Here is a 15,154-nt window from a genome sequence, read left to right on the forward strand (position 1 = left end):
TATGGACGATATCAAGTATTCCTCTTCGCAGCCGCAATCCCTCAAGTATGACCCAGACAAGGATTACGGTACGCCAAAATCAGACAGCGCAGTGATGGTGACCCTCAATATCGATGGGGTGGATGTTACTGTGCCCGAGGGCAGTTCTATCATGCATGCGGCGCAGTTGGGCGGCGTCACCGTGCCCAAGCTCTGTGCTACCGATTCCCTGGAGCCGTTTGGTTCCTGCCGGCTGTGTCTGGTCGAGATCGAAGGCCGTCGCGGCTATCCGGCCTCTTGCACGACGCCAGTCGCCCCCGGGCTTAAGGTGAAGACGCAAACTCCTAAATTGGCGGATGTGCGCCGGGGCGTCATGGAATTATATATTTCTGACCATCCGCTGGATTGTCTGACCTGTGGCGCCAATGGGGATTGCGAGTTGCAGGACATGGCAGGTGCGGTTGGTTTGCGTGAAGTCCGCTATGGCTACGAAGGCGAAAATCATCTGGGCCAGGCCAAAGATGAGTCCAATCCCTACTTCACATTTGATCCTTCCAAATGTATTGTCTGTTCACGGTGCGTGCGGGCCTGTGAAGAAACGCAGGGCACCTTTGCCTTGACCATTCAAGGTCGCGGCTTTGACAGCAAGGTCTCTGCAGGCAACAAAGACTTTCTGGAGTCAGAATGTGTCTCCTGTGGTGCGTGTGTGCAAGCCTGTCCGACCGCCACATTAATGGAAAAAACCGTGATTGAGGCAGGCACGCCTGAGCACAAAGTGACAACGACTTGTGCCTATTGCGGCGTTGGTTGCAGTTTTGATGCAGAAATGAAAGGTGAGCAGGTTGTCCGCATGACGCCGAGCAAAGCAGGCGGGGCCAACCATGGTCACAGCTGCGTCAAAGGCCGCTTTGCCTGGGGCTATGCGACGCATGCGGATCGCATTACTACGCCCATGATACGCAAGAGTATTCATGATCCCTGGCAAAAAGTGAGCTGGGATGAGGCAATTAATTATGCCGCCAGTGAAATTCAGCGTATCCAGCAAGCCTATGGCAAAGAGGCCGTGGGCGGAATTACTTCCAGTCGTTGCACCAATGAAGAAGTCTATGTCACACAAAAACTGATCCGTGCCGTGTTCGGTGTGAATAACGTCGATACCTGTGCCCGTGTGTGCCACAGCCCGACTGGCTATGGCCTCAAGCAAACCCTGGGGGAGTCCGCAGGTACACAGACCTTCGATTCCGTGATGAAATCAGATGTGATTTTCGTCATGGGGGCCAACCCTACCGATGGTCACCCGGTGTTTGGCTCACTGATGAAACGCCGTCTGCGTGAAGGGGCCAAGTTGATTATCGTCGATCCACGTGAAATCGACCTGGTTGCTAATTCTCCCCATATTCGTGCCGACTACCATCTCAAGCTGCGGCCTGGGACCAATGTGGCCATGATTTCAGCCATTTCACATGTGATTGTGACTGAAGGATTGGTGCAAGAGGACTTTGTTAAAGCGCGCTGCGAATGGGATTCTTATGTGGCCTGGCGTGATTTTGCTGCCAAGCCTGAAAACTCTCCAGAAGCATTGGAAAAAGAATTGGGCGTGCCTGCCAACGAGGTGAGAGAAGCTGCACGCTTGTATGCCACCGGCGGCAATGCGGCAATTTACTACGGGTTAGGGGTCACCGAGCACAGTCAAGGTTCGACCGCGGTGATGGGCATAGCCAACCTGGCGATGGCAACCGGCAATGTCGGGCGTGAAGGCGTGGGTGTGAATCCCTTGCGTGGTCAAAACAATGTACAAGGCTCTTGTGACATGGGCTCCATGCCGCATGAGTTTCCTGGCTACCGTCATGTGTCTGATGATGAAACTCGGGCGCAGTTCGAGCAGGCATGGGGCGTTAAACTGAGCGCTGACCCCGGGCTGCGTATTCCCAATATGCTGGACTTGGCCGCTGAAGGCAGTTTTAAGGCGGTGTATTGCGTGGGTGAGGATATTGCCCAGTCAGACCCTGACACCCAGCACGTGACCCATGCACTGGAGAATATGGAATGTGTGATTGTGCAGGACTTGTTCCTGAACGAAACTGCCAAATTCGCGCATGTATTCTTCCCGGGCGCGTCCTTCCTTGAGAAAAACGGGACCTTTACCAATGCCGAACGCCGCATTTCCCCAGTGCGTAAAGTCATGACCCCCAAGAATGGGATGGAAGATTGGGAGATTACTGCCAGATTCTCGACCGCCTTGGGTTACCCCATGCATTACGCCCATGCCAGCGAGATCATGGATGAAATCGCTGCCTTGACCCCTACATTTGCTGGGGTCAGCTTCAAGAAACTGGACGAGTTGGGCAGTATCCAGTGGCCCTGCAATGACGAGGCGCCAGAGGGGACGCCGACCATGCATGTGGATGCGTTTGTGCGCGGCAAGGGCAAGTTCTTTGTTACTCAATATGTGCCTACCACCGAGCGCGTCAACCAGAAATACCCATTGATCCTGACCACCGGCCGTATCCTGTCGCAATATAATGTGGGTGCACAAACTCGACGCACACAAAACGTGGTTTGGCATCATGAGGATGTGATTGAGATTCATCCGCACGATGCTGAGGATCGCGGGATTGTTGAAGGCGATTGGGTGGGAATTACCAGCCGCGCCGGGCAGACCGTGCTGCGCGCCAAGATTACCGAGCGGGTACAACCTGGCGTGGTCTATACCACCTTCCACCATCCTGAGTCCGGTGCCAATGTCATTACCACCGACAACTCGGATTGGGCGACCAATTGCCCAGAGTACAAAGTCACGGCAGTACAGGTGTCCAAGGTGAGCCAGTTGTCTGATTGGCAGAAACAGTATCGTTCATTCAGCGATACCCAAATTGAGTTGTCCGGCATGGATCCGCAGACGGTTGTTTCCTGATGAGCGAGGTCATTAAGGAGGCTGAGGCGCAATGTCGCCTGTCAGCCTATCAGGAAATGCCGGTGCAGCCTGCTGAGCAGGCAGTCACGACGCTGGCGGTGACGCGCTGGCGTCAGGGCGAAGTGACTGTGGTCGCCGACGCCTTGGCGCAAGAAGTCCCGATTGCGTTTGTGTACAACGGGATATCGCATGTGGTTATGATGGCCACGCCGGCAGACCTCGAAGATTTTGCCTATGGCTTTTCGTTTACCGAAGGCATTATTACTGCGCGCAAGCAGATTTATGGTGTAGAGGCGAAAGCGATTGAGGATGACGATGGTCAATTACAAGGCATTGAGCTGCACATAGAATTAGCCACAGAACAATTTGTTTTGCTTAAGGCGCAGCGCCGTAATCTGACTGGCCGCACGGGTTGTGGCTTATGCGGTGCAGAAAGTTTGCAACAAGTATTCAAGCAGCCTGGCATGACGGCATCAGCGCCCACCAGACTGGATGCGGCCGTGATAGCCACCGCGCTGGCTGGCTTGCAATCACAGCAGCCACTGCAACAGATGACAGGCGCAACGCATGCCACAGCACTTGCCGACAAACAGGGCAACATTGTGTGCGTGCGGGAAGATGTCGGCAGGCATAATGCGCTGGATAAACTGATCGGTTGCTTGTTGCGCCAGCAAGTCGACTGGTCTGCATGCTGGCTGGATCATTGGGTGCTGACGACCAGTCGCGCCAGTTATGAAATGGTACAGAAAGTGGCGATGGCCGGTGGTCAGGTGTTGGTGGCCATGTCTGCGCCCACCGCCCTCGCCGTCAACCTGGCCAAGGAATATGGTTTTTTACTGGTTGGCTTTGCCAGAGCAGGCCAATGTGTTGTGTATAGTGGTGAGCTTGGCCAAACAAGCTAAGCTTGATAGTCACTGGAAAGCGTGTAGAGAGATGGATGTCGAAAAGTTAATTAAAATGGCTAATCAGATTGGCGATTTTTTTGAGGCAAATCCTGATGGCGAGGAAGCCAAACGTGAAATTGCCAGCCACCTGAAAAAATTCTGGAATTCGGTCATGATCAACAGCCTGGTCAGCCATGTGCAGCAACATCAGGGGCAAGGCTTGCATCCGCAAGTGATTGCGGCCGTGCAGCAATATGTAAAATTGTCTTGAAGTGAACAGGGTGACCTGAAGTTCTGGTCGCCGTTTTCTGTATTACTTGTGGTGTCGCTGTAATAATCTGAAAGACTCGCGATTCTGGCGGGTCTGTTCCCCCTCCCAAATGACGCGCCATTCATCCCCGGGCAACACGTGGCGTTTTCCAGGCTGGTCTTCAATCAGGTACAAATCACAGTCTGCCGGTTTTGCAGTCGCCTGGGTTTGCAGGCGTATCTTGGCATGATAGTGCAATAACTCCTCTTGCGAGCTGCCTATATTTTGCGCATAAATACATTGGTAATGCGCGGGCAAATGCTTGCGCAAGTCTTCAAACAGGGGCTGATAGGTTCGCGCCGCTTCAATCATCGGGAGCCAGAGACTCATGAATACGGTCCAGGCACAGGTCATGCCGATGGCCCAGTTCGTGGCGCTGGATCGGTTGGAGTGTTTGGAACGCAAGACAATGGACAACCAGATCAGGGTCACGGCTACCGCAATCGCACCGTAGAGCAGGCTGAATGGAATCATTTGCAGGCCGGACAGGTAGCTCAGACGCTGAAACAGTTTGACGGGGGTGCCATTGAGCATGGCCCACCAACCCAGCCAGGCAATGGCAATCAACAGGCCAAACAAGATCAATCCAAACCAGTTTAAGGCACCTGCTGCGCCACGTTTGAGCGTTTCTATGCTGCCAGCTGCCAGCACGGTCAGCGGGACCAGCAAGGGCAAGGCATTCACTTCACTGCGGTCGCTATAAAAGCCGATCAGTACAAAGGCTACGGTAAAAAAGATCAGTCCCAATTGAAAGCGGTAGGTGCTCAGCACGCTCTGGCGAAAGCGCCAAACGCCCCACATGGCAAAAGGGAGTGCTGGCCAGGCATACCAGGCCAAGGTGCGGACAAAATAAGCATGCTTTGTCGGGAGTTGCACTTGCCATTGCGATTGCCACCAGGTCTGCCAAAGTTCGGGGGCCCATTGCTGGCATAGCGAGCACCACAGCCAGATGCCAGGTACTGCAAGCAGCACGCCTGCCAGTAAGGCCTGGGATTGTGCGCGATGTTGACGAATGGCAGGTAATAGCAGCAGGCAAGCCGTCGTCCCGATAATGGTGAGTGCAGGCAATACGCCACCCGCCAGAAATGAGATCAGCAAGCCTGCTCCTAGCAAACCTGCAGCACGTAATGGCTTGCGGATGACGAGTGCCAGGGCGTAAAACGCCATGGTGATGCCACTCAAAGCCGCCACGGCCGGCATCATGGTGTGTGCGCTCACCACCAACCCCAGGCAACCTATGAAAATGAAATTGGTTTGTCTGCCAACACCAAAGTTCCACAGCTCCCGCCCACTCAAGCCCATCATGATCAGTGTCAGCAACATCCAGACACCAACACTCAGTCGGGCTGCATCATGTATAGGTAAAAATGGGGAGAGCAGATGCGCAAAACCAGTTGCGACCCAGTAAAACAAGGGCGGGGTTTCCAGGGCAGGGTGGCCTGCCGATACTGGCGCAATCCAGTAGCCTTCGGTCCAGCTTTGCATGGACAGGAACGGATGTTCAAACAGGCTTTGGACGATACTGGCCGTCTGCGACTCGAACGGCTTCCAGGGTGAATGCCCTATCAGGCCCACGCACAACCAGATGGCACAGAGCAGGATCAGCAAATGTGTTTTTGCCCGCTCACCGACCTTGGCGCGCGGGGTAGCCATGTTTTCTTGCCAGTCGTGGTCAATGTAAAACTGCATGGTGGAATACAGATCGCGAAGTAAACGCCCTTAACAAGAACAGATTATTCAGCTCAAGCTTAATGCCTATAGATTAAAACAAAAAAGGCAGCCATGCTGCCTTTCTGGACGATCTTCGCCGAAATTACATGCCGTACTTTTGGCGGAATTTCTCAACGCGACCAGCGGTGTCCACGATCTTTTGTTTGCCAGTGTAGAACGGGTGGCACTGTGAACAGACTTCAATGTTCAAGTCTTTACCGTTAGTAGAACGGGTTTTAAATTTGTTGCCACAGCTACATGTGACGTTGATTTCCGGGTAATTTGGGTGAATATCAGCTTTCATGCTTTCTCTCTAATCTTAAGCAGTTGCAGTAAACGCGCGATTATCTATGAATTCGTCTGCTTTATCAAGCACAATCTCAAAAATATTTGTATCGTTGGCAGCATTAGCCGCGACGCATACTGTCAAAAAAGTCGTTGTTGCTCTTGGTGGCCTTGATTTTATCAAGCAAGAACTCCATCGCCTCGAGGTCGTCCATGGGGTAGAGCAATTTGCGCAATACCCAGATTTTCTGCAATACATCTTTATCCAGCAACAGCTCTTCGCGGCGGGTGCCGGACTTGTTGACGTTGATCGCCGGATAAGTACGTTTCTCGGCCATGCGTCTATCCAGATGGATTTCCATGTTGCCGGTGCCTTTGAATTCTTCGTAGATCACATCGTCCATGCGTGAGCCGGTATCAACCAGCGCCGTGGCAATGATGGTCAGTGAGCCGCCTTCTTCGACGTTACGTGCCGCACCAAAGAAGCGTTTGGGTTTTTGCAGGGCATTGGCGTCCACACCACCAGTCAAGACCTTGCCGGAAGACGGGATCACCGTATTGTACGCACGCGCCAAACGCGTGATGGAGTCGAGCAGGATGACGACATCTTTTTTGTGCTCAACCAGGCGTTTGGCTTTTTCCAGCACCATTTCAGCCACTTGTACATGGCGGGTGGCCGGTTCGTCAAAGGTTGAAGCCACTACTTCGCCACGCACTGAGCGGGTCATCTCTGTCACTTCTTCCGGGCGCTCGTCGATCAGCAATACAATCAGAATACAGTCAGGATGGTTAGCCGTAATCGCGTGTGCAATATTTTGCAGCATGACCGTTTTACCGCTTTTCGGACTGGCGACCAGCAAGGCGCGCTGACCTTTACCAATAGGTGCAATCATGTCGATCACACGGCTGGTGATGTTCTCTTCACCGCGGATATCGCGTTCCAGCGTCAGTGGGATGGTCGGGAATAGCGGGGTCAGGTTCTCAAACAGAATCTTGTGTTTGGTATTCTCGGGTGCCTCGGCATTGACGCTGTCTACCTTGACCAGTGCAAAGTAACGTTCGCCTTCTTTAGGCGTGCGGATTTCACCTTGAATGCTATCACCGGTGTGCAGGTTGAAGCGGCGAATCTGTGAAGGGGAGACGTAAATGTCGTCCGGACCTGCCAGGTAGGAGGTATCGGGTGAGCGCAAAAAGCCAAATCCGTCAGGCAACACTTCCAGCGTGCCATCACCAAAAATGCTGTCGCCCTTTTTTGCCTTGTTTTTAAGGATGGCAAAAATGAGATCCTGCTTGCGCATACGGCTCGCATTTTCAATGTCGTTGGCGATCGCCATTTCGACCAGTTCGGTCACAGGAAGGTGTTTAAGGTCGGATAGGTGCATGAATAACTCGCAAGATTGAAAAACATCTGAGAGATTGAAAAGGAAACCCGGTTTCGCAGACGTTGAAACCGGGTAAAGAAGTTAGATGTTGCTGTCGATGAACGCGCTGAGCTGAGATTTGGACAAGGCGCCCACTTTGGTGGCTTCAACATTGCCGTTTTTGAATAACATCAGTGTGGGAATGCCACGGATACCATATTTAGGCGGTGTGTTCTGGTTGTCATCAATGTTGAGCTTGGCAACTTTCAGGCGACCCGCATACTCTTTGCTGATCTCATCCAAAATCGGCGCAATCATCTTGCAAGGTCCGCACCATTCTGCCCAGTAATCAACCAGTACCGGAATCGTGGATTGCAATACTTCTTGTTCAAAGCTGGCGTCGCTTAAATGGGTAATGTTGTCGCTCATTATTGCCTCTTAAGATTGGTGAAGGATGTAAGTCAATAGTAGACAGGGTATCAACAGAAAAATTCTGAATGTGTTTGACTAAATATTGTTTAGGCTAAACGTTATTTGAATCAGTTGAATCAATTATTTTTGAATGAGTAATTTGCTGAAAACTGAAATTACTAAAAAGATTACAGCTAGTATAGCAACAGTTTTCAAGCATAATCAAGTTTTTCCCTGCATTATTGTTTGTAAATGCGGCGTATCTTCATTAAAAACAAGAGGGCTTGATGTTATTTAACATGTTGCGCATCGGATGGCTGAGTCTATGGCTATTATCAAGCATGAGCGAGACCCAGGCGCAGGAGGCGACCAAGGACTGGGTGATGCAGGATATGGCTGGTCATAAACATCAGCTTTCCCAATACAAAGGGCGTTGGCTGGTGGTGAATTACTGGGCCCCCTGGTGTCCGCCCTGTCTTGAAGAAATGCCTGAACTGGTGACGTTTTATGATGCCCATGTTAATCAAAACGTGATGGTGCTCGGGGTGGCGGTCCAGTATGAGTCTGTGGCCTCAGTCAAGAAGTATGCCGATGATATGCTGATTTCTTATCCGGTGGTGCTCGGTGAGGCGCAAAAGCCGACGGCTCACAAGCCTGAAGTTTTGCCCACTACCTATATTTATGCGCCAGATGGCCGCTTGTATCAAGTTAAACGCGGCGCGTTGAGTCGCGCCTGGTTAGAGCAGTTACTCAAGGAATCCGCGTTTAATGTCCCCGTAAAGCCCTAGTCTAAATGTTGACTGCTTCGCCGGCTGGGTTGATTACGCTCAACTGGTTCTCTTTGGCAAACTGCATCAGCTGCTCAAAGCCAGCCGGATTCACATCTTTAAGCTTCATGTCCACAGACAGGCTGCGTACATTGTTGACCAGTTTTGGTTTCAAATAGGGCGAGTAGCGCAGCTTCTTGTCAACGCCAAAGCTGGCATAGGTGCTGCACATACGGTCTACCCAGTCGCTCGGGCGGAAAGGTTTGCCCGCCAGTGTGATGCCTTGAATAATAATTTCCTGAGTTTCCATGCGGATTCCTTAAAAAAAACAAATTAATAGTCAGGGGTAAGCGTTATCAGTACGAGCACTGGGATGCATAAAAACCTCACAGAAGGACTGCAATGTTTGCGCATCGCGACTGATGCCGCCTATCCTTAGTTGGTATATTCGAAAACCTTGACCACCTTGCTCACGCCTTCGGTACTTCTGGCGATTTCAACGGCATCATTGGCCTCTTTTTCAGAAACGATGCCCATCAGGTAAACCACACCGGCTTCGGTCACGACTTTAACGACATTGGCCGGAAACAGGTTTTCGCTGACAAAACGGGCTTTGACCTTGGTGGTGATGTAAGCATCATTGGTGCGGTCACTGATAGAAGAGGCAAAGCCTATGGTTAAGGCATTGTGTATGCTGCGTACGTTTGAGATTTCGCGGGTCAGCGTTTCAGCCTGGGCTTGTTGTCCGGCGTTAGGCACTTCGCCAGTCAGCAACACGATGCGGTTATAGCTGGTCACATTGATATGTGAGGCTTTGTCCATATATTGCGACATGCGCTTCATCGTTTTGAGTTCAATATTCTCGTCTTCAACATAAATGCCTGAGGTGCGACGGTCTGCCGCCATTGATCCACCGACTGCGGCACCGCCAACGACAGCCGGGAAGCAGCCTGTCAATTGCACGGTCAATAATACCAATGCGATCAGTGAGAGTTTTTTGGTCATGAGAATTCCTTGTGATGACTAGATGAAACAAACGGATGAGCTAATGTGACAGGCATTCAAGCATAAAATTCTACGCTTTTTATGTGTCGATTGCATTACGAATCCATTCTGGCGATTGGTAGCGGCTGTTGTCAAACAGAATGGCATCAAACCGGCATGGCGGCTGGCGGTCCAGGCTTTGCAGGTAATACTGCGCGGCGCGCAGCAGTTTTTGCTGCTTGTGGTAGTGAATACTGTCGGCCGCACTGGTGAATGCCCGGTTGCTGCGCAAGCGCACTTCTACAAACACCAGCGTGTTCTTTTCGTGCATGATGAGGTCAATTTCGCCATAGCGGCAGCTGTAATTTTGTGTCACCAGGGTAAGGCCCTGCTGTTGCAGAAAGCGCACTGCGGCTTGTTCCGCAGCCAATCCCTGATTGTTTTGATTCAGCTTCATAGAGTTCTCACCAGAATAATGCCTGCATTTGGGTTGTTGAATACGCAATGAAACAACTTAGCGAAATGCCTGCGATGGCATAAAATAGCGCGATGACAGAGTCAGGCACATTATATGTAGTTGCGACGCCTATCGGCAATCTGGGCGATATCACGCAGCGCGCAATCAGCACATTGCAGCTGGTGGATGCGATTGCCGCAGAAGATACCCGGCATACGGTGGGGTTGTTAAGGCATTTGGGCATCAGCAAGCCTTTACTGGCGGTGCATGAACACAACGAGCAGCAATCGGCACAAGGCTTGATCAAGCGTCTGCAGGCTGGGGAGTCGATTGCTCTGGTGACCGATGCCGGTACACCTGCTGTCAGTGATCCTGGTGCGCTGGTAGTACACGCGGTGAGGCAGGCAGGATTGGCGGTGGTGCCGATTCCAGGCGTGAGCGCCGTGATTACGGCATTGTCGGCCGCAGGCATCACCCAGTCCGGTTTTTACTTTGAGGGTTTTTTGCCCGCCAGTGGCTCGCAGCGGCGCAAGCGGTTAGAGATATTGAAAACGCTGCCAACCACGCTGGTTTTTTATGAGGCACCGCACCGTATTGTGGAGTGTGTCACTGACCTGGCCGCTGTGCTGGGTGGTCACCGTCAGCTGACGCTGGCGCGCGAGCTGACCAAGACCTTCGAGACCATACACACCTGTGGCTTGGCCGAAGCGGTCGCCTGGTTGCAGGCAGACCCCAACCAGCAACGTGGCGAGTTTGTCTTGCTGCTACATGCTGATGTGCAGGAAAAAGCCGAAGGCCTGGATGAGGAAACATTAAGGATACTGCAGCGCCTGTTACAGGAGTTGCCCCTCAAGCAGGCGGTGGCACTGGCAACTGATATCACTGGCCAGAAAAAAAATGAACTCTATGAAGCGGCGCTGGCGTTTAAGGCCGCCAATACTCATGAATAAAGGTATGAATGCATGACAACCAAAATTACCCTCACCCGTCCCGATGACTGGCATTTGCATCTTAGAGATGGCGAAGGCTTGAAAGCAGTTTTGCCGGATACGGCTAAACAGTTTGCACGCGCCATCGTGATGCCTAACTTGCGGCCACCTGTGACCACCGCCGAGGCCGCGCTGGCTTACTATCAGCGCATTAAACAAGCCTTGCCAGCGGGCATGGTGTTCGAGCCCCTGATGACGCTTTACCTCACAGATAATACGCCTGCCAGTGAAATCGCTGCGGCACGTCAATCTGGGGTGGTGCATGCGGTCAAACTGTATCCGGCGGGCGCGACGACCAACAGTGACTCAGGCGTGACCAGCCTGCAAAAATGTGCAGCCGCATTGGCCGAGATGGAAAAGCAGGGCATGCCCTTGCTGATACACGGTGAAGTCACCGATGGCGATGTCGATGTGTTTGACCGTGAAAAAGTATTTATCGAGCGCCATTTGCAACCGCTGCTCAAGGATTTTCCTGGCCTTAAAGTGGTGTTTGAGCATATCACCACGCAAGACGCCGCCGAGTTTGTGGCGGCCGGGCCAGCCAATCTGGCCGCCACCATCACCGCCCATCATTTGCTGATGAACCGCAACGCCATGTTTACTGGTGGTATCCGTCCGCATCATTACTGCCTGCCGGTGCTCAAGCGCGAAACGCATCGCGCCGCACTGGTCAAAGCCGCGACCTCCGGTTCGCCCAAATTCTTTTTGGGGACAGACAGCGCACCACATCCAAAATCTGCCAAAGAAGCTAGCTGTGGCTGCGCAGGCATGTATACCGCGCATGCGGCGATTGAGCTATACGCCGAAGCCTTTGAAGAGGCGGGCGCGCTGGATAAGCTCGAAGGTTTTGCCAGCTTTTATGGCCCGGATTTTTACCATCTGCCACGCAATACCACCCAGGTGACCTTGCACAAACAAAGCTGGCTGGTGCCTGAGAGTATTCCTTTTGCGGATGATGCGCTGGTGCCCTTGCGCGCCGGGCAGACTGTGGCGTGGAAGCTGGTTTAAAGTTGCCAGTTGATCGGCGCTTGGCCCTGTGCAGCCAGATAGGCATTGATTTTGGAAAACTGGTGATTGCCAAAAAAACCACGGTGCGCCGAGAGTGGTGAAGGGTGCACCGATTTTAAAACCAGATGTTTATTGGGGTGGTCTATCATGGCCCCTTTCTTTTGTGCGTAGCTGCCCCACAGCACAAACACCAGGCCTGTCCGCTGTGCATTCAATGCAGCAATCGCCGCATCAGTAAACTGCTCCCAGCCACGGTTCTGGTGCGAACCGGCATTGGCCATTTGCACCGTCAGGGTGGCATTCAGTAACAGCACCCCTTGATCGGCCCAAGGTGTCAGGTCGCCACTCCCACTCATGCGCACCCCAAGATCGGCTTCAATCTCTTTAAAAATATTCATGAGTGAAGGTGGGGGTGCCACGCCTGCAGGCACGGAGAAGCTTAGGCCATGGGCTTGCCCCGGCCCATGGTATGGGTCCTGGCCGATAATCACCACGCGTACTTTATCGAAGGGCGTGTGATTAAAGGCATTAAAAATCAGGGGGCCTGGCGGGAAAATGGTTTTACCGGCCGCTTTTTCCTGTTGCAAAAAAGCCTTGAGCGAGTGCATATAAGGCTGTTCGAATTCTGCGCCAAGCACGGCTTGCCAGGTCGGGTCTAGTTGGCCGGGTTTTTCTGTTGAGGTCATGAGCATTCAAGTCCAGGATAATTCCGCACATTATAGGGTGTTCGTTCAGGCATGGTAAAATAGCACTGAAGCCAACCAGACAGTCGCCGCCTGTGCAAGCAGGGGGAGGAAAGTCCGGGCTGCACAGAGCGGGATGACGGCTAACGGCCGTACGCTGAAAGCTGGCAACAGTATAAGGCGAGGAATAGGGCCACAGAGACGAGTAAGCCTCTTTAGTGAGGTGGATGTGAAACGCGGTAACCTCCATCTGCAGCAATATCAAATAGGCTGGCATTTTACGCAAGTAATAAGGCGTGGCTCGCGCTGCCAGCGGGTAGATAGCTTGAGCGTGTGAGTAATTGCACGCCTAGAGGAATGACTGTCAGCTACGCAAGTAGTTACAGAACCCGGCTTACCGGTTGGCTTTACTTTTTATTTCGCGATCACTTTCCAAGTGGTTGCTTCCTTGGCCGTAGATCAGGCCGCCTCACCCATCTATCCCTCAATGAGTCATGTGCTGTGGGCTGTTAAAGCATGCTGGGCCTCGACGGGGCTCTTCCTGACGCAGATGAAGACGCTTCAATCAACAATATAGTAGAGTCTCTACAACGGCTTGATATTCCTTTTAGTTCTACGGGAAGGTATTCGCGGGCTGTCACAGTTGCGGTGATTGATTTTCGATCAGTCTGGCGTTTTGCAAAGACGTGTTAAGGGTAGTCTGGCAGGTAGCCTTTGAAGCTGTGCGTTCGCGAGACTTTCTTGTATAGTTTGCGTATTAATCAATAAAAACGGTGATGGATGATGGGGATGTTGAGTAGCTTGGGCAGGGGGATCATAGCGATCATGATCGCTGTGCTGTCCATTGGCTTGGTGCAGGCCTCTCCTCAATCGATAGAGGGTGTCTGGTCGCTAGTCCATGCCTATAAAGGCGGGCAAAGTCCCCAGCAGTTTCTCTCTGACCCACTGCGTCAAAAGTACGCGCCTGTTGCGACGGTGAGTCCGAGAGGCGGGCATTATCTTTATATTGCTTCGTTTGAAATCAAGACAAACAACGCGTATGTGGTTGATTTCAAAAATACCAGTACCATAGAGTATTTCCAGCATCAGGTGTATGACGAGCAAGGGCATGAGGTGGCGAAGCTGGAAGGGGGGATTGGCCGTCGAATTGAGAATCCCTTTTTCTTGAGGCATGGCCGCAGTGTCAATCTGGCACCAGGCAAATATGTCTTGGCCACGCAACTGATCTCTACCAATTATTTGGCGATTCCCGAGCCCTATTTAGATGATGAGGCTAGCTACATGCATGCCATCAAGCGTGGAAATGCGCTGACGCTGTTTGGTTTGGGGGTCTTTTGGGGGTTGGGCATCTACTATACGGTACTGGCGACCAGCCGTAATCGTAAAGTGGAAGCCATGTATGCCATTTTTATTGCGGGTAATTTTCTTTTTAACAGTGCCGCCCTGCTTGTCCTTTCCGACCTGTTTAATCTTCACTCCATCTATTGGGCTTCGATGCCTATCCTGTTTTCCAGTATTGCGTACATCCTGTTTGTGATGCATTTGCTGGAAATCAACCCGTATCAACACAAGCGACTCTATGCGGCGGGGCGGGTGATTTTGGTGGTGATGGTCTTGTTTTTGTTGTTGGCCATTGCTTTCCCCAATTGGGCATTGGAGTTTTGCCGCTATGAAGTTGGGCTGTTTTTATGTTATGGACTGGCTACGGCCATCAGGCAAAGCCAGCGTAAAAATGCCACTGCCAAACGCTATTTAATCGCGATTAGCCTGTTTTTTGTGTCGGGCATTATTACGATCAGCCTCAGCAAAATGCATCAACAGTTTGATTTGTATATCGAACATCTGGGCTTGGTGAGTGTGGCCATTGAGGTGGTATTGCTGGCGTTGGTGCTTTCTTTTCAATTTGCCCAATTGCATAAAGAAAAAGAAGAGGCATTAGAGGCGCTGGGCATGACTGAGAAAGTAGCCAATTCGGATGCTTTAACTAGCCTGCCTAATCGCTATGCGTTTGTAAAAGCGCTGGATCGGCTACCCATGCAGAGTAGCCTGACCTTTATTGATCTGGATGGGTTGAAGTTCTATAACGATCATTATGGACATGCCCGAGGTGACGAACTGCTTATCTGCTTTGCAAAAAAATACCAGCATTATTTAGGCAGTACGCTCATCTTATATCGACTGGGTGGGGATGAGTTTGCCGTATTAAGTCACAAAGGTGAGGTGGTCGTTGTAGAGCAGGCGCTGCAAGAGGCGGTTGAAAATATGCGCCGTGAGGGGTTTGAGTTTTCCGGGGCCAGCGCAGGGTCCGCCTATTATTATGAGGTTGATAATATCTCTGAGTTTATGCGTTTGGCGGATATGCGCATGTACGAAAATAAGCGCGTGCGCAAAATACAATAACAAAACAAGAGC

At 51.9% G+C, this 15,154-nt stretch carries 15 protein-coding genes and 1 other RNA gene; 8 read left to right on the top strand and 8 right to left on the bottom strand.

The features are described from left to right. The first annotated feature begins 1 nt into the window (after nucleotide 1). From fdhF to ACT53D_RS12425, 3 genes are read left to right on the top strand one after another with little or no spacing between them, the layout of a single operon-like run. Nucleotides 2-2,893 carry a formate dehydrogenase subunit alpha gene (fdhF, locus tag ACT53D_RS12415; protein ID WP_476156468.1) on the top strand — a complete coding sequence of 964 codons (2,892 nt, stop codon included), beginning with the start codon at nucleotides 2-4 and terminating at the stop codon, nucleotides 2,891-2,893. Further along, nucleotides 2,893-3,795: a formate dehydrogenase accessory sulfurtransferase FdhD gene (fdhD, locus tag ACT53D_RS12420; protein WP_476156470.1), complete on the top strand. Its 903-nt coding sequence runs from the start codon at nucleotides 2,893-2,895 to the stop codon at nucleotides 3,793-3,795. The genes fdhF and fdhD overlap by 1 nt, the downstream gene beginning before the upstream one ends. Before the next feature lie 55 nt (nucleotides 3,796-3,850). Further along, complete coding sequence (locus ACT53D_RS12425) at nucleotides 3,851-4,048, top strand: formate dehydrogenase subunit delta (protein WP_476156472.1); 198 nt, start codon at nucleotides 3,851-3,853, stop codon at nucleotides 4,046-4,048. Nucleotides 4,049-4,090: 42 nt separating this feature from the next. Here the strand turns inward: ACT53D_RS12425 and ACT53D_RS12430 are convergent, their stop codons facing one another. The 4 genes from ACT53D_RS12430 to trxA all read right to left on the bottom strand — a co-directional run bounded on the left by ACT53D_RS12430 (nucleotide 4,091) and on the right by trxA (nucleotide 7,872). Further along, nucleotides 4,091-5,776 carry an ArnT family glycosyltransferase gene (locus ACT53D_RS12430; RefSeq protein WP_476156474.1) on the bottom strand — a complete coding sequence of 562 codons (1,686 nt, stop codon included), beginning with the start codon at nucleotides 5,774-5,776 and terminating at the stop codon, nucleotides 4,091-4,093. Between the two features lie 124 nt (nucleotides 5,777-5,900). After that, entirely contained in the window at nucleotides 5,901-6,101 is a 201-nt protein-coding gene (gene rpmE, locus ACT53D_RS12435; protein WP_018987393.1) for a 50S ribosomal protein L31, read from the bottom strand. Between the two features lie 103 nt (nucleotides 6,102-6,204). Further along, nucleotides 6,205-7,464, bottom strand: a complete 1,260-nt coding sequence (rho, locus tag ACT53D_RS12440; RefSeq protein ID WP_194749173.1) for a transcription termination factor Rho — start codon at nucleotides 7,462-7,464, stop codon at nucleotides 6,205-6,207. A gap of 81 nt (nucleotides 7,465-7,545) precedes the next feature. Continuing rightward, complete coding sequence (gene trxA, locus ACT53D_RS12445; RefSeq protein ID WP_194749174.1) at nucleotides 7,546-7,872, bottom strand: thioredoxin TrxA; 327 nt, start codon at nucleotides 7,870-7,872, stop codon at nucleotides 7,546-7,548. Between the two features lie 323 nt (nucleotides 7,873-8,195). Here trxA and ACT53D_RS12450 point away from each other — a divergent pair, with 323 nt between their 5' ends. Beyond that, nucleotides 8,196-8,642, top strand: coding sequence for a TlpA family protein disulfide reductase (locus ACT53D_RS12450; protein ID WP_313988572.1), 447 nt, complete (start codon nucleotides 8,196-8,198; stop codon nucleotides 8,640-8,642). 1 nt (nucleotide 8,643) lies between these two features. On the opposite strand, the gene ACT53D_RS12455 is transcribed toward ACT53D_RS12450, so the two are convergent. The 3 genes from ACT53D_RS12455 to ACT53D_RS12465 all read right to left on the bottom strand — a co-directional run bounded on the left by ACT53D_RS12455 (nucleotide 8,644) and on the right by ACT53D_RS12465 (nucleotide 10,062). Continuing rightward, entirely contained in the window at nucleotides 8,644-8,931 is a 288-nt protein-coding gene (locus ACT53D_RS12455) for a DUF3579 domain-containing protein (RefSeq protein ID WP_194749175.1), read from the bottom strand. A 125-nt stretch (nucleotides 8,932-9,056) separates the two neighbouring features. Beyond that, on the bottom strand, nucleotides 9,057-9,626 hold the full coding sequence (locus ACT53D_RS12460) for a BON domain-containing protein (RefSeq protein ID WP_313988576.1): 570 nt from the start codon (nucleotides 9,624-9,626) through the stop codon (nucleotides 9,057-9,059). A 79-nt stretch (nucleotides 9,627-9,705) separates the two neighbouring features. Then, a complete protein-coding gene (locus tag ACT53D_RS12465) occupies nucleotides 9,706-10,062 on the bottom strand; it encodes a YraN family protein (protein ID WP_313988580.1) in 357 nt (118 codons plus the stop codon). A 92-nt stretch (nucleotides 10,063-10,154) separates the two neighbouring features. Between ACT53D_RS12465 and rsmI the strand changes: the two genes are divergently transcribed. Both rsmI and pyrC read left to right on the top strand, forming a co-directional pair. Beyond that, nucleotides 10,155-11,012 (top strand): 16S rRNA (cytidine(1402)-2'-O)-methyltransferase, encoded by an 858-nt coding sequence (rsmI, locus tag ACT53D_RS12470; RefSeq protein WP_476156477.1) that lies wholly within the window; start codon nucleotides 10,155-10,157, stop codon nucleotides 11,010-11,012. A gap of 12 nt (nucleotides 11,013-11,024) precedes the next feature. After that, the gene (gene pyrC, locus ACT53D_RS12475) at nucleotides 11,025-12,059 is read left to right on the top strand and encodes a dihydroorotase (RefSeq protein WP_338656356.1); all 1,035 of its coding nucleotides are present in this window, start codon (nucleotides 11,025-11,027) and stop codon (nucleotides 12,057-12,059) included. Here the strand turns inward: pyrC and ung are convergent. Next, entirely contained in the window at nucleotides 12,056-12,751 is a 696-nt protein-coding gene (ung, locus tag ACT53D_RS12480) for a uracil-DNA glycosylase (protein WP_476156479.1), read from the bottom strand. The genes pyrC and ung overlap by 4 nt on opposite strands. Before the next feature lie 61 nt (nucleotides 12,752-12,812). Between ung and rnpB the strand changes: the two genes are divergently transcribed. Together rnpB and ACT53D_RS12490 are read left to right on the top strand one after the other, a co-directional pair. Then, nucleotides 12,813-13,155: RNase P RNA component class A (gene rnpB, locus ACT53D_RS12485), an RNA gene on the top strand. A gap of 412 nt (nucleotides 13,156-13,567) precedes the next feature. Next, nucleotides 13,568-15,142, top strand: coding sequence for a sensor domain-containing diguanylate cyclase (locus ACT53D_RS12490; protein WP_476156481.1), 1,575 nt, complete (start codon nucleotides 13,568-13,570; stop codon nucleotides 15,140-15,142). The last annotated feature ends 12 nt before the right edge of the window (nucleotides 15,143-15,154 follow it).

The sequence above is a fragment of the Methylophilus sp. DMC16 genome, assembly GCF_056314045.1.

Bases quoted from the DNA above. Each gene is read 5' to 3' on its own strand.
- rsmI (WP_476156477.1), top strand. From the start codon at position 10,155: ATGACAGAGTCAGGCACATTATATGTAGTTGCGACGCCTATCGGCAAT.
- rho (WP_194749173.1), bottom strand. From the start codon at position 7,464: ATGCACCTATCCGACCTTAAACACCTTCCTGTGACCGAACTGGTCGAA.
- ACT53D_RS12430 (WP_476156474.1), bottom strand. From the start codon at position 5,776: ATGCAGTTTTACATTGACCACGACTGGCAAGAAAACATGGCTACCCCG.
- rpmE (WP_018987393.1), bottom strand. From the start codon at position 6,101: ATGAAAGCTGATATTCACCCAAATTACCCGGAAATCAACGTCACATGT.
- ACT53D_RS12450 (WP_313988572.1), top strand. From the start codon at position 8,196: ATGAGCGAGACCCAGGCGCAGGAGGCGACCAAGGACTGGGTGATGCAG.
- ACT53D_RS12455 (WP_194749175.1), bottom strand. From the start codon at position 8,931: ATGGAAACTCAGGAAATTATTATTCAAGGCATCACACTGGCGGGCAAA.
- ung (WP_476156479.1), bottom strand. From the start codon at position 12,751: ATGCTCATGACCTCAACAGAAAAACCCGGCCAACTAGACCCGACCTGG.
- fdhF (WP_476156468.1), top strand. From the start codon at position 2: ATGGACGATATCAAGTATTCCTCTTCGCAGCCGCAATCCCTCAAGTAT.
- ACT53D_RS12460 (WP_313988576.1), bottom strand. From the start codon at position 9,626: ATGACCAAAAAACTCTCACTGATCGCATTGGTATTATTGACCGTGCAA.
- trxA (WP_194749174.1), bottom strand. From the start codon at position 7,872: ATGAGCGACAACATTACCCATTTAAGCGACGCCAGCTTTGAACAAGAA.
- pyrC (WP_338656356.1), top strand. From the start codon at position 11,025: ATGACAACCAAAATTACCCTCACCCGTCCCGATGACTGGCATTTGCAT.
- fdhD (WP_476156470.1), top strand. From the start codon at position 2,893: ATGAGCGAGGTCATTAAGGAGGCTGAGGCGCAATGTCGCCTGTCAGCC.
- ACT53D_RS12490 (WP_476156481.1), top strand. From the start codon at position 13,568: ATGATCGCTGTGCTGTCCATTGGCTTGGTGCAGGCCTCTCCTCAATCG.
- ACT53D_RS12465 (WP_313988580.1), bottom strand. From the start codon at position 10,062: ATGAAGCTGAATCAAAACAATCAGGGATTGGCTGCGGAACAAGCCGCA.
- ACT53D_RS12425 (WP_476156472.1), top strand. From the start codon at position 3,851: ATGGCTAATCAGATTGGCGATTTTTTTGAGGCAAATCCTGATGGCGAG.